Origin of the sequence: Streptomyces sp. NPDC098789 (genome assembly GCF_044759975.1) — a bacterium.
Lineage (GTDB): Bacteria > Actinomycetota > Actinomycetes > Streptomycetales > Streptomycetaceae > Streptomyces.
This window is the reverse complement of the sequence record NZ_JBIWAJ010000001.1, coordinates 490,109-503,400: the sequence shown is the minus strand read 5'-3', so window position 1 is coordinate 503,400 and position 13,292 is coordinate 490,109. Positions and strand designations below refer to the sequence as shown.

9 protein-coding genes and 1 tRNA gene are annotated in these 13,292 nt (G+C 71.1%); 3 read left to right on the top strand and 7 right to left on the bottom strand.

The annotated features are described in order from the left end of the window. Nucleotides 1–73: 73 nt before the first annotated feature. The 7 genes from rho to ACIQWR_RS02485 form a co-directional block, all read right to left on the bottom strand. Nucleotides 74–2,236 carry a transcription termination factor Rho gene (rho, locus tag ACIQWR_RS02515; protein ID WP_404004499.1) on the bottom strand — a complete coding sequence of 721 codons (2,163 nt, stop codon included), beginning with the start codon at nt 2,234–2,236 and terminating at the stop codon, nt 74–76. A 428-nt stretch (nt 2,237–2,664) separates the two neighbouring features. Beyond that, entirely contained in the window at nt 2,665–3,591 is a 927-nt protein-coding gene (thrB, locus tag ACIQWR_RS02510; RefSeq protein ID WP_404004497.1) for a homoserine kinase, read from the bottom strand. 350 nt (nt 3,592–3,941) lie between these two features. After that, complete coding sequence (gene thrC / locus ACIQWR_RS02505; protein ID WP_404004495.1) at nt 3,942–5,012, bottom strand: threonine synthase; 1,071 nt, start codon at nt 5,010–5,012, stop codon at nt 3,942–3,944. A gap of 7 nt (nt 5,013–5,019) precedes the next feature. Continuing rightward, nucleotides 5,020–6,324, bottom strand: a complete 1,305-nt coding sequence (locus ACIQWR_RS02500) for a homoserine dehydrogenase (protein ID WP_399262716.1) — start codon at nt 6,322–6,324, stop codon at nt 5,020–5,022. 150 nt (nt 6,325–6,474) lie between these two features. Further along, nucleotides 6,475–7,866: a diaminopimelate decarboxylase gene (lysA, locus tag ACIQWR_RS02495; protein WP_404004493.1), complete on the bottom strand. Its 1,392-nt coding sequence runs from the start codon at nt 7,864–7,866 to the stop codon at nt 6,475–6,477. A gap of 48 nt (nt 7,867–7,914) precedes the next feature. Next, entirely contained in the window at nt 7,915–8,904 is a 990-nt protein-coding gene (gene nrtL / locus ACIQWR_RS02490; RefSeq protein WP_404004491.1) for an ArgS-related anticodon-binding protein NrtL, read from the bottom strand. Between the two features lie 10 nt (nt 8,905–8,914). Next, on the bottom strand, nt 8,915–9,409 hold the full coding sequence (locus ACIQWR_RS02485) for a response regulator (RefSeq protein WP_404005024.1): 495 nt from the start codon (nt 9,407–9,409) through the stop codon (nt 8,915–8,917). A 105-nt stretch (nt 9,410–9,514) separates the two neighbouring features. On the opposite strand from ACIQWR_RS02485, the gene ACIQWR_RS02480 reads away from it, so the two are divergent. From ACIQWR_RS02480 to ACIQWR_RS02470, 3 genes are all read left to right on the top strand, one after another. Further along, a tRNA-Arg gene (locus tag ACIQWR_RS02480) sits at nt 9,515–9,586 on the top strand. Nucleotides 9,587–9,871: 285 nt separating this feature from the next. After that, nucleotides 9,872–11,992, top strand: coding sequence for an AAA family ATPase (locus ACIQWR_RS02475; RefSeq protein WP_404004489.1), 2,121 nt, complete (start codon nt 9,872–9,874; stop codon nt 11,990–11,992). Beyond that, a complete protein-coding gene (locus ACIQWR_RS02470) occupies nt 11,992–13,290 on the top strand; it encodes an McrC family protein (protein ID WP_404004486.1) in 1,299 nt (432 codons plus the stop codon). The genes ACIQWR_RS02475 and ACIQWR_RS02470 overlap by 1 nt, the downstream gene beginning before the upstream one ends. Nucleotides 13,291–13,292: the final 2 nt, after the last annotated feature.

Below are 13,292 nucleotides of genomic sequence, written 5' to 3'. Positions count from 1 at the left end.
CCGAACCGCCCCCGCCGGGTGACCGGCGGGGGCGGTTCGTCGCGTCGCTGCTCCAGGTGCGGCGGCGCGGAGATCAGTCGTCGTTCTTGCCCGACGGCGTGGTCTTCGCGATCTGCATCAGGAACTCGGCGTTCGACTTCGTCTGCTTCATCTTGTCGAGCAGCAGCTCGATCGCCTGCTGCGAGTCGAGCGCGTGCAGCACCCGGCGCAGCTTCCAGACGATGGCGAGCTCCTCGCTGTTGAGGAGGATCTCCTCCTTGCGGGTGCCCGACGGGTCGACGTCGACGGCGGGGAAGATCCGCTTGTCCGCGAGCTTGCGGTCGAGCTTGAGCTCCATGTTGCCGGTGCCCTTGAACTCCTCGAAGATCACCTCGTCCATGCGCGAGCCGGTGTCGACCAGCGCGGTGGCCAGGATGGTCAGCGAGCCGCCGTCCTCGATGTTGCGCGCGGCACCGAAGAAGCGCTTCGGCGGGTAGAGCGCGGTCGAGTCGACACCACCGGACAGGATGCGGCCGGAGGCCGGGGCCGCGAGGTTGTACGCGCGTCCCAGACGGGTGATCGAGTCCAGCAGGACGACCACGTCGTGACCCAGCTCGACGAGGCGCTTGGCGCGCTCGATGGCCAGCTCGGCGACGGTGGTGTGGTCCTCGGCCGGGCGGTCGAAGGTCGAGGAGATGACCTCGCCCTTGACCGACCGCTGCATGTCGGTGACCTCTTCCGGACGCTCGTCGACCAGGACGACCATCAGGTGGCACTCGGGGTTGTTGACGGTGATCGCGTTGGCGATCGCCTGCATGATCATGGTCTTGCCGGTCTTCGGCGGGGCCACGATCAGACCGCGCTGGCCCTTGCCGATGGGCGCGACGAGGTCGATGATGCGGGTCGTCAGCACGCCCGGGTCGGTCTCCAGGCGGAGCCGGTCCTGGGGGTACAGCGGGGTCAGCTTCTGGAACTCGGGGCGGCCGCGGCCCGATTCGGGCGCCATGCCGTTGCACGAGTCGAGGCGCACGAGCGCGTTGAACTTCTCGCGGCGCTCGCCGTCCTTGGGCTGGCGCACGGCACCGGTGACGTGGTCACCCTTGCGCAGACCGGCCTTGCGGACCTGGGCGAGGGAGACGTACACGTCGTTCGGGCCGGGCAGGTAGCCCGAGGTCCGGATGAACGCGTAGTTGTCGAGGATGTCGAGGATGCCCGCGACGGGGATCAGGACGTCGTCGTCGGCGACCTGCGGCTCGTTCGGCGTGAACTCGTCGCGGCCGCGACGGCCACGACGGTCGCGGTAGCGGCCGCGACGGCCGCGCCGACCGTCCTCGTCGAAGTCGTCCTGCGGACCGTTGTCCTGCTGACGGTCCTGACGGCCCTGGCCCTGGCCGCCCTGCTGCTGGCCCTGACCCTGCTGGCCCTGACCCTGGCCCTGGCCACGGCCCTGACGGCCGCCCTGCCGGTCCTGGCGGTCGGCGCGCTCGGCGCCGCCCTGCTGCTGGCCCTGGCCGCCCTGCTGCTGGCCCTGACCCTGCTGGCCCTGGCCCTGGTCGTCGCCCTTGCCGCGGTCACGGCGCTCGCGCTGGCGCTCCGTACGGTCGCCCCGCTCGGCACGGTCGCCGCGGTCGCGGCGGTCCCGGCGGGTGCGGCCCTCGGCGGCGTCCTGACCGGAGACGGCGGTGGCCGCCTCGGCCTTGGCGTCGGGCTGCGCGGTGACGGCCGCGGTGGCGGTCTCGGGCTTGGTCTCGACCTGCACGACCGCGGCGGGGGCCGCGGACTCCGGGCTACCGGAGGGAGCCGTGGCGCGGCGGCGGCGGCGCTCGACCGGCTGGTCGTCTCCCCCGCTCTCGGCTTCGCTCGCGCGGGAGGGGCCCCCTGCCGGCTGGCCGGGGATGTCGATCTGGGCCTGCGCGGCGGGCTTCTCGACGGGCGCCGCGGCGGCGGCCTCACCCGTACGGGCCTTGCTGGTGGCGCGACGCTTCGGCTTGGCCTCGGCGGTGTCGGCGGGGGCCGCGGCCTTGGCGGCGGAGGAGCCACCGGCCTGCGTTTCCTTGATGACCTCGATCAGCTGGCTCTTGCGCATCCGCGCGGTGCCCCTGATACCAAGGCCCGACGCGACCTGCTGCAGCTCGGCCAGGACCATGCCCTCGAGGCCGGTGCCGGAGCGGCGACGCTTGGGTGCGGCGCCCGCGGCGGAGGCACTGGTGTCGACAGTGGTGTCGGCAGCGCCCATCAGATCGGTGGTGTCGCTCACGAAGGGTCCTTCCCTGGAGCGGACGTCGGCCTGTCTGGCTCGGCGACCGGTTGTGCTGTCCGACAACGGGCCATGACTTGATGGGTCGTGGACCGGGGCCGGGGCGGTGGTCCGCCGGCAGAGATACCGCGGCGGAGGGAAACGTGCATGGGTTCCGGCGAGAAGCCCCCGAGCTGGAAGCGTGGGAATATCACGCCGATTCCGGAGCGTGCTCGAAACTGCTTGGCAATGATCAAAGCAGTTGGGGAGGCTCCCGGAAGAAAGGTGGTCCCTGATGGGGACACTGAGCACCGAGCCATGGCGGCTTCGGATGCGCACTTGAGACTAACACTACCGGATCCAACAGATATTCCCCCTCTCGGTCACCGGCAATAGCGCCCGTCCGCGGGGGCGGCCTGCCCGGCCGCCCCGCCCCCTGGCGGCTGTGTCTAGCCGCCCTGGCTGCCCAACGGAAGGACGCTCGCGCCCGCGGCGTCGAGGGCCAGCCGGTTGGCCGCCCACCCTTCGCCCGCGAGCTGCGCGACCTTGTCGGCCGCGTCGTTGTCGGCCAGCGCGAGGACCGTGGGTCCGGCGCCGGAGATGACCGCGGGGATCCCGTCCGCCCGCAGCCTGTTGACGAGTGCCACGCTCTCGGGCATCGCCGGGGAGCGGTACTCCTGGTGGAGCCGGTCCTCGGTGGCGGGGAGCAGCAACTCGGGACGCCTGGTCAGGGCTTCGAGGAGCAGGGCCGCGCGGCCCGCGTTGGCGGCGGCGTCCACGTGCGGGACGGAGCGCGGGAGCAGGCCCCGGGCGGTCTCGGTCAGAACCGGCTTGGAGGGGACGAAGACCACCGGAACGATGGAATCCGCGGGCTCCATACGGATGGCCTTGGCGCTGCCCCCGTCCATCCACGCCAGGGTGAACCCGCCGAGCAGACAGGCGGCGACGTTGTCGGGGTGGCCCTCGATCTCGGTGGCCAGTTCCAGCAGGGCGGCGTCGTCGAGGCGCGCCTCGCCGCCTATGGTCACGGCGCGGGCGGCGACGATGCCCGCGCAGATGGCGGCGGAGGAGGAGCCGAGGCCGCGACCGTGCGGGATCCGGTTGGCGCACACGACCTCCAGGCCGCGCGGCTGACCACCGAGCAGGTCGAAGGCGATGCGCATGGATCGCACGAGCAGGTGGCTCTCGTCGCGCGGCAGGTTGTCGGCGCCCTCGCCGGCGATGTCGACGTTCAGGCCGGAATCGGCGACGCGGACGACCACGTCGTCATAGAGCCCCAGGGCGAGTCCGAAGGCGTCGAAGCCCGGGCCGAGGTTGGCACTGCTGGCGGGAACGCGCACCCGTACGGCGGCGGCGCGGAATGCTGGACCGGCCACGCTCGATGACACTCCTTGTGACTGTGCGAGATCTCTAACCGTGGATCTCTAACCGTGGATCTTCAGCTGTGAATCTTCGCTGCGAAATGTACTGGAGAACGTACGACACCCGAAGGCCCTCGGGGCAGCACCGCGTCACGTGCGCGATGGCGGATGTCAGTACAGCGTATCGAAGGAAGGTTCTTCTCCGACATAGGGCGCACAGGAGGCGCACGATGCGTGTCGCGGTGCTCCGTCAGGCTTTTGTGGCCCTTCGGGCCGACTTGCCGGATTCCGGAAGGCTCTGACGAACGCTTCCGGAAGCCGGCGACGGCCGCGGCGGGGAGGTCGTCCCGGCCGCGACCGTCGGATCAGACCAGGCCGAGGCGTACGGCGGCGGCCTCGGCGTCCACCGGAACGGTGACCGGCTGCGGGGCGCCCGCGACGGCCCAGTCGGGGTCCTTGAGGCCGTTGCCGGTGACGGTGCACACGATCTTCTGCCCCGGGTCGACCAGACCCAGCTCGGCGGCCTTGAGCAGACCGGCGACGGACGCGGCCGAGGCGGGCTCGACGAAGACGCCCTCCTGCGCGGCCAACAGACGGTAGGCGGCCAGGATCTGGCGGTCCGTCACCTCGTCGATGAAGCCGCCCGACTCCTCGCGGGCCTGGAGCGCGTAGTCCCAGGAGGCGGGGTTGCCGATGCGGATCGCGGTGGCGATCGTGTGCGGCTCCTTGACGACCTCGCCGCGCACGATGGGCGCGGAGCCGGAGGCCTGGAAGCCCCACACGCGGGGGAGGAGGGAGGCCAGGCCGTCAGCCTTGTACTCCTTGAACCCCTTCCAGTACGCGGTGATGTTGCCCGCGTTGCCCACCGGGAGGACGTGGATGTCGGGCGCGTCGCCCAGCGCGTCGACGATCTCGAACGCGGCCGTCTTCTGGCCCTCGATGCGGACCGGGTTGACGGAATTGACCAGCGCGACCGGGTAGTTGTCGGACAGCGCGCGGGCCAGGTCCAGGCAGTCGTCGAAGTTTCCGTCGACCTGGAGGATCTTGGCGCCGTGGATGAGCGCCTGACCCATCTTGCCGAGCGCGATCTTGCCCTGCGGCACGAGGACGGCGGACACCATGCCGGCCCGCACCGCGTAGGCGGCGGCGGAGGCGGAGGTGTTGCCGGTGGAGGCGCAGATGACGGCCTTGGCGCCCTCCTCCTTGGCCTTGGTGATCGCCATGGTCATACCGCGGTCCTTGAAGGACCCGGTCGGGTTCGCACCCTCGACCTTGAGGTGGACTTCACAGCCGGTGCGCTCGGAGAGCACCTGGGCGGGGACGAGGGGCGTGCCGCCTTCGCGGAGCGTGACCACGGGGGTCGCGTCCGTCACCGGAAGCCGGTGCCGGTACTCCTCGATGATGCCCCGCCACTGGTGGGTGCCGTTGTCGGTCATGGGTCCCTTACTCCCCTTCAACACGCATGATGCTGGCGACACCGCGTACGGTGTCCAGCTTCCGCAGCGCCTCGACGGTCCCGGAGAGGGCGGCGTCGGGCGCGCGGTGGGTGACGACCACGAGGGAGGCTTCGTTGCCGACCCCGTCCGGACGTCCTTGCTGCCTAACGGTATCGATGGAGACACCGTGTTCCGCGAACGTGGTCGCCACCTGGGCGAGCACGCCCGGCTTGTCGGCCACGTCCAGGCTGATGTGGTAGCGGGTGACGACCTCGCCCATGGTGCTGACCGGCAGCCGCGTGTACGCCGAATCGCCGGGCCCGGTCACCTCCGCGAGCTTGTTGCGGCAGACGGCCACCAGGTCGCCCAGGACCGCCGACGCGGTCGGCGCGCCGCCCGCGCCCGGACCGTAGAACATCAGCCGTCCGGCGGCCTCGGCCTCGACGAAGACGGCGTTGTACGCCTCCCGGACCGAGGCGAGGGGGTGGCTGAGCGGGATCATCGCCGGATGGACCCGGGCGGTCACGGACTGGCCGTCGGCGGCGCGCTCCAGGATGGCGAGCAGCTTGATGGTGCAGCCCATCCGCTTGGCGGAGGCGAAGTCGGCGGCGCTGACCTCGGTCATGCCCTCGCGGTAGACGTCGTCGAGGTGCACCCGGGTGTGGAAGGCGATGCCGGCCAGGATCGCGGCCTTGGCGGCGGCGTCGTAGCCCTCGACGTCGGCGGTCGGGTCGGCTTCGGCGTACCCGAGGGCGGTGGCCTCGTCGAGCGCCTCCTGGTAGCCGGCGCCGGTGGAGTCCATCTTGTCGAGGATGAAGTTCGTCGTGCCGTTGACGATGCCCATCACGCGGTTGATCTTGTCGCCGGCGAGGGACTCGCGCATCGGGCGCACCAGCGGGATCGCACCGGCGACGGCGGCCTCGTAGTAGAGGTCGCGGCCGTGCGCGTCGGCCGCCGCGTGCAGGGCGGCGCCGTCCTGGGCGAGCAGCGCCTTGTTCGCCGACACCACCGAGATGCCGTTCTCGAAGGCGGTGGTGATCAGGGTGCGGGCGGGCTCGATGCCACCGATGACCTCGATGGCGACGTCGATGTCACCCCGTTTGAGGAGGGCGGTCGCATCGGTGGTGATGAGCGCGGGGTCGATGCCCTCGCGCACCTTGGAGGGCCGCCGCACGGCGACGCCGGCCAGCTCGACCGGCGCGCCGATCCTCGCCGCCAGATCGTCGGCGTGCGTCGTCATGATGCGCGCCACCTCTGAGCCGACCACTCCACAGCCCAGCAGCGCCACCTTCAGCGGACGCGTACGCATCATTCGACCCAAACCTTTCGATCCACGGATCGATCTCTGCATCGATCCGTCCATCAGCCCCCGCTGCGCGGTCTTGCGCACCAGGTGTGAACAAGTCTCACTCAATGGACAGAACTTTCCATCCTTGGTCCATTGAGTGAGACGGTTATTTCATTATCCGACGTCGATGCGCAGGAGATCTTCCTCCGTGTCGCGTCGGACGATCACGCGGGCGGCGCCGTCACGCACGGCGACGACCGGCGGACGCAGCGCGTGGTTGTAGTTGCTCGACATCGAGCGGCAGTACGCGCCGGTCGCGGGCACGGCGATCAGGTCGCCGGGCGCCAGGTCGGCGGGCAGGAAGGCGTCGCGCACGACGATGTCGCCGCTCTCGCAGTGCTTGCCGACGACGCGCGAGAGCATCGGCTCGGCGTCGGACCGGCGCGAGACCAGGGCCACGCTGTATTCGGCGTCGTAGAGGGAGGTGCGGATGTTGTCCGACATCCCGCCGTCGACGCTGACGTACGTCCGCAGGCCCTCCAGCGGCTTGATCGTGCCGACCTCGTAGAGCGTGAAGGCGGTGGGCCCGACGATGGCGCGGCCGGGCTCGACGGAGATGCGCGGCGCGCGCAGGCCGGCGCCCTCGCACTCACGCGCGACGATCTCGGTGAGCGCCTTGGCGATCTCGTGCGGCTCGCGCGGGTCGTCGCTGTCCGTGTAGGCGATGCCGAGGCCGCCGCCGAGGTCGATCTCGGGCAGCTCGACGCCGTGCTCGTCGCGCACGGCCGCGAGCAGCTGCACCACGCGCTTGGCGGACACCTCGAAGCCGGCCATGTCGAAGATCTGCGAGCCGATGTGGGAGTGGATGCCGATCAGTTCGAGGCTCTCGTGACCGAGCACCCGGCGCACGGCCTCGGCGGCCATCCCGTCGGCGACGGCGATGCCGAACTTCTGGTCCTCGTGGGCCGTGGCGATGAACTCGTGCGTGTGGGCCTCGACGCCGACGGTGACGCGGATCTGCACGCGCTGGCGGACCCCCAGCTCGGCGGCGACGTGCGCCACCCGGACGATCTCCTGGAAGGAGTCGAGGACGATCCGTCCGACGCCCGCCTCGACGGCGCGGCGGATCTCGGGGACCGACTTGTTGTTGCCGTGGTAGGCGATGCGCTCGGCGGGCATCTCGGCGGCGAGCGCGGTGACCAGCTCGCCGCTGGAACACACGTCGAGGTTGAGCCCCTCCTCCTTCAGCCAGCGCACGACGGCCTTGGAAAGGAACGCCTTGCCCGCGTAGAAGACGTCGGCGCCCGGCCCGAAGGCGTGCGCCCAGGCGCGGCAGCGGGCCCGGAAGTCCTCTTCGTCGAGGAAGTAGGCCGGGGTGCCGAACTCCTCGGCGAGCCGGGTCACTTCGACCCCGCCGACGCTGACCACGCCGTCGCCGTCGCGGGTGACGGTCCGGGACCACACCTTCTCGGGGAGCACGTTGAGGTCGGCGGCCGGCGGGGCGTAGTGGCCCTCCGGCAGGACGTCGGCGTAACGGGGACCGGCGGGGTGTGCGGAACGGCTCATGGCGCTTCTCTTTCTCCTTCTACAAGTCCATGGGGGCGGCGCGCCCGGCTAGACGACGTCGGGGGCGCCGATGCCGAGCAGGGTCAGGCCACCGGCCAGCACCGTCCCGGCGGCGTCGGCGAGTGCCAGCCGGGAGCGGTGGGCGGCCGAGGGTTTCTCGTCCCCCTTGGGCAACACGTCGTACTGGAAGTCGAGGAGGGCGTCGGCGAGCACGACGAGGTGACGGGCGAGCCGCTCGGGCGCCCGGTGGTGCGCGGCGGCCTCCAGCACGAGCGGGTACTCGCGCAGGGCGTCGAGGAGGGTGGTGGCGTCGGCGGCGGTCGTCGCGTCGGCATCGTCCGCCGCGGGGGCGAAGCCGAGCTGGGCGGCGTTGCGCACGAGCGCCCGGGCGCGCGAGGCGGCGTACCGCACCCGGAAGAACTCGCTGGCCTCGCCCTGTACGAGCAGGACCGGCCCGAAGTGCGGCGGCCCGCCGGGGTCGGTGGCGAGCATGGCCCAGCGCGCGGCATCGGCCCCGAAGCGCCGGACGACGTCCCCGTCGGCCCGCGCCGGGGGCACGACGCGCTGCGTCCCGGTCCCGCCCGACACGCCCTGGCAGGCCAGCAGCCGCCCGACGGCCTCGCGCACGGCGCGTGCGCGGGGCTCCTGGTCGGTGGCGGCGGGTGTCACGTCCGGGCGGGGGCGGTCGGCGAACCCGTATCGCGCCCCGCGCTCGCGGACCAGCCGTACGACATCGGCGGCATCGCCGTCGGCGTCAAGACTGAAATTGAGGAACCCCGGCCCGGTGATGTCCACCTGCCGGATCCCGGCCACGCCACCGAGCCGTCGGGCCAGCAGCCCGGCCACCTCGGCGGGGGCGCGTCCACTCGTACCGGCCAGCTGGAGGGCGACGGGGCTGGCGTACTCCCCCACGCCCCCGGGCCGGGTCCGCTCGACGACGATCCGCTCGGGCACGACCGCCCCGGCGCCCAGCTCCCCGTCCTCGACGGCGCAGCGCACGGCGCGCACGACGGTACGGGAGAGGTCAGCGGGGGTCACGGGACCCACCCTAGGGGAGAAGGTCCCCCCTGACGCGAACCGGTTTCGCCATGTGAACTCCCCGCGCCCCGCCACCGCCGCGCTTGCGCTCGACGAGCCGCCGCACGACCCGCACCAGCTCGGTCGGCTCGAAGGGCTTGGCGAGGAACGCGTCCACCTGCGCGACGGTCCCGGGCTCCCCCTCGTACTGGTTGCACGCACTGACGATCGCGACGGGCACCAGCCGCGTCCGCGGATCGGCCCGCAACCGGGCGACGGTCCCGAACCCGTCCAGCCGCGGCATGACGACGTCGAGGGTGATCACATCGGGACACACCCGGTGCACCACGTCCAGGCACTCGGCACCATCGTTCGCGGTCACGACCTCGAAGCCCTCCAGCTCGAGATTGACCTTGATCAGCTGCCGGATGACCTTGTTGTCGTCGACAACAAGCACCCGACCCGAGGCGCCTGACACAACTCGAGAGTAGGTCGCCCTAAGCCCCCGCGTCCGGGTTTTTGCCACTTCCACCCCGTCCGGGCGACCCACCCCTCCTCCCCCACAAACGGGTTCCTGATCACCCCGCGGAAGCTGGTAGTGTTCAACCCGTCGCCGCACAGCGGATGACACGCCCCCGTAGCTCAGGGGATAGAGCAACGGCCTCCGGAGCCGTGTGCGCAGGTTCGAATCCTGCCGGGGGCACTCCAGCTGGTGGTGTGAAAGTGACGCTGACCAGCTGAAGTGCCAAGTACGAAGGCCCGGACTCAGTCCTACTGAGTCCGGGCCTTCGTCGTTGTCGCGCAGGGCTCACGCGTGAGCGGCGTGTGGGCCACACACGGTCCGTCAGGAGGGCGGCGCCTGGCCCACCTGACCTTCTTCCTCCGGCCCGGCCGAACCGCGACCGCCGCGAGCTCGACTGATCCACGGGCGGGGCCGGGACACCTATGGTGGGCGCGACCTGACCGCCGGATCCCGGAGTCGCGCCTCATGCCCACCCGTCAAGCCCGCACCACGCCCCGTACGCGCCGGTCCATGGAGATCCTGGCCGAGCAGTCCGGGGAACTGCACCACGCGGAGTTGTGGAAGCGGGTGAAGGACGAGCTTCCGCTGGCCGCCGAGGACGCCGAGACGTACAAGGACGGACAGGAGAAGGGCGAGAACGCCTGGCGTTGGCAGACGACCGATCTCGTCATGACGGGCTGGCTGCGCAAGAACAACGGGCTGTGGCGGATCACCCACCTGGGGCGGGAGGCACTGCGCGAGCAGTCCGACCCGGCCGCCTTCTACGACGCGGCGAAGGCAACCCTCGCCTACTGGAACCGCAACAAGCCCGGTTTCGCGTACGCGATCCGTCTGGTCGGCGCCATTCCCGCCGGTCGGTGGCTGGCGCTGGACGACCTGTCAGCGGCGACAGGGCTCGACCGCACCCCGCTCAGCCGCTGGCTCTGGGGAGTGCGTCCGTCCGGCGCGCACAGGGTCCTGGATTCCGACGGCCTCCCCGCTCCCGAGGTGAGGGCCGATCCCGACGAGACCGAAGCAGTGCTGAGGGCTGTCGCCGAGGAACTCGGGACCGGGGGCCTCACGGCTGCCACGGCCGACGCTCGTATCGAGATGGACGGACTCCAGCCCTACCTCCTCCCCGAAGACACCAGGGGCGCCCACTCCGTCAGCGCCTGGCTGGTACGGGGAACCAGTGCTCAGGGCAAGAGCATCGTGTCCCAGTGGTTGTCGGACGGCTTCTGTTCCCTGGCCGCGGCCAGGCTCGGCCCTGTGACCGCACCCATCCCCCGGGAAGAGCTGCGCCTGCGGGTCGAAGACCGCTACGCACACCTCTCGTACAACAAGCGCGGGGAACTCGCCGCGGAGTTCGACCTGTTCCTGAACCGGATGCACGAGGATGATCTCGTGTGCGCCACCGGCGGCGGCAGGTTCTTCCTCGGCCGGATCACCGGTGGGCCGCAGTGGCGGTCGGGCCCGGACGACCGAGGCGACCTTCGGCGCGCGGTCGAGTGGAGCGAGCTGGAGCTCGCGTACGAGGAGCTGCCGGAGGAACTGCGCGGACGCCTGTCGAGCCAGCACGATGTGGTGGACCTGACCGGGGCCGTCGACCTGCTCCGGGAGCTTTCCGAGGCGCGGCGGACCCCCGTGGTCCCTGAGGACGAGTCGGCCCTGCTCCCCTCGACCACCGGTGTGGGCGTCTCGCGCCCGGGCACCGAACTTCCCATGCCCGCTCCCGATCTGGCGGCCAGGCTGCTGGTCGGCGAGGACTGGCTCCAGGAAGTCCGCGATCTGCTCCAGGACCGGCGGCAGCTGATCTTCTACGGGCCGCCCGGTACCGGCAAGACCTACCTGGCACAGCACATCGCGGAGCACCTCGCCGGCGATCCGCGCGCGGTCAAGCTGGTGCAGTTCCACCCCTCTTATGCCTACGAGGACTTCTTCGAGGGTTTCCGCCCCGCCGTACAGGACGGCAGCGGATCCGGGGCCCTGACCTTCGCGCTGCGGCCGGGTCCGTTCCGGCAACTCGTCGACCTCGCGGACGAGGATCCCGACACCTCGTACTTCCTGATCATCGACGAGATCAACCGGGCCAATCTCGCCAAGGTGTTCGGCGAGCTGTACTTCGTGCTGGAGTACCGCGACCGCACGGTCGACCTCCAGTACTCGGGAGAATTCCGGCTGCCGAAGAACGTCTTCATCATCGGCACCATGAACACCGCGGACCGCTCCATCGCCCTGGTCGACGCGGCCATGCGCCGACGCTTCGCCTTCCTCTCCCTCCACCCGGACGAGGAGCCCACCCGCGATCTGCTCTCCCGCTGGGTCGAGGAGCAGGAAGCGGCCGGGGTGATCAGTCCGAGCGAAGACGTGCCCGCTCTGCACCGGGAGCTCAACCGGCGCATCGAGGACAAGGACTTCAAGATCGGCCCGTCGTATCTGATGCGGCCTTCCGTCTACGCCGACGGCGGCCTGGAGCGGGTGTGGAAGACGGCCATCCTGCCCTTGCTCGACGAGCACCACTACGGCGACGACGCGGTGGACGTCCCGGCGCGGTACGGGCTCCCGGCCCTGCGGCGCGCAGGCCTCGGTGAAATCCGGCCGGCCTAGTGGACACCGGCATCGCGGGCGAGGGACCGTCGGCGCGGCGCATCGACCTCGTGGAGCACGGCCCGTGGACCGACGTGCGGCTGGCACCCGACGCCGGTCGGGCACTGGCAGACTCCGGCATCGTCGACGCCCGCCCGGACCCGTACTCCGCCCGGACCGGAACCACCTGGCAGGTGCGCGGGCTGGGCAAGGTCGGCGCGATCCGGCTGGGCGGGGTGGAGGTGCACATCGCACCCAAGCTCCCCGTCCGGCGGTTGTTCTTCCTCCTGGGCTACGCGGCGGACCCGGTGAAGCACTGGCGGGACGACACCGAGGGGGTGGAGGTCGGCGCCGAGCCTGAGCTGCTCCCCGCGCTGGCCGCCGCCTTCGTGCGGCAGGCAGAACGCGCATTGCGCCAGGGCCTGCTGCAGGGCTACCGCACCACCGACAGCGCCCTGACCGTGGTGCGCGGACGGATTCGGGAGGGCGATCAGATACGGCGCCGCTTCGGTGTGCCCCTGCCGGTGGAGGTCACGTACGACGAGTTCACGACGGACATCGCCGAGAACCGGCTGCTGCTCGCGGCGACGACCCGGCTGCTGCGACTTCCCGGCGTACCGCGTCCGGTCCACCTCGGACTGTCCCGGCTGCGCGCCCGACTGGCGGATGTCTCCGTCCTGCCACCCGGTCACCGGCTGCCGGTGTGGCGTCCCTCCCGGCTCAACACGCGTTACCAGGCGGCGCTGCGGCTGGCCGGGCTGATCCTGAGGGAATTCTCGGCCGAGCAGGGCGGCGCGGGCACCCGGCTGGACGGCTTCGTCCTCGACCTGGCCGCGGTCTTCGAGGACTTCGTCTGCGCGTCGCTCTCCCGCGCCCTGCGCGCCTACGGCGGCCGCTCGGTCGCGCAAGCGCGCCATCACCTGGACGAGGCCGGCGGGATCCTGATGAAGCCGGACCTCGTCTGGTACGACGATGCGGGGCGGCCCCTCGGGGTCGTGGACGCCAAGTACAAGGCGGAGAGGCGCGAGGGCTTCCCCGGCTCGGACCTCTACCAGATGCTGGCCTACTGCACCGTGCTCGGCCTGCCCCAGGGGCATCTCGTCTACGCCAAGGGCAACGAACCGCGACAGCAGCACGCGGTTCGCGGATCGGGCACGATCCTCACCCAGCACGCGCTCGACCTGGACCAGTCACCGGACTCCGTGGTGCGGTCCATGTCCGTGATCGCCGCGGCTGTCGCCGGGAAGCCCAGCCGCCCTCCCGGGATGTTCGAGGGCACCGCCGGCCGGACCGGAACCGCGATCCGGACCGACCGGTGATT

Excerpts from the sequence above, each read along its gene's own strand:
- thrC (WP_404004495.1), bottom strand. The coding sequence starts at position 5,012 with ATGACCGACAACGGCACCCACCAGTGGCGGGGCATCATCGAGGAGTAC.
- ACIQWR_RS02500 (WP_399262716.1), bottom strand. The coding sequence starts at position 6,324 with ATGATGCGTACGCGTCCGCTGAAGGTGGCGCTGCTGGGCTGTGGAGTG.
- lysA (WP_404004493.1), bottom strand. The coding sequence starts at position 7,866 with ATGAGCCGTTCCGCACACCCCGCCGGTCCCCGTTACGCCGACGTCCTG.
- ACIQWR_RS02475 (WP_404004489.1), top strand. The coding sequence starts at position 9,872 with ATGCCCACCCGTCAAGCCCGCACCACGCCCCGTACGCGCCGGTCCATG.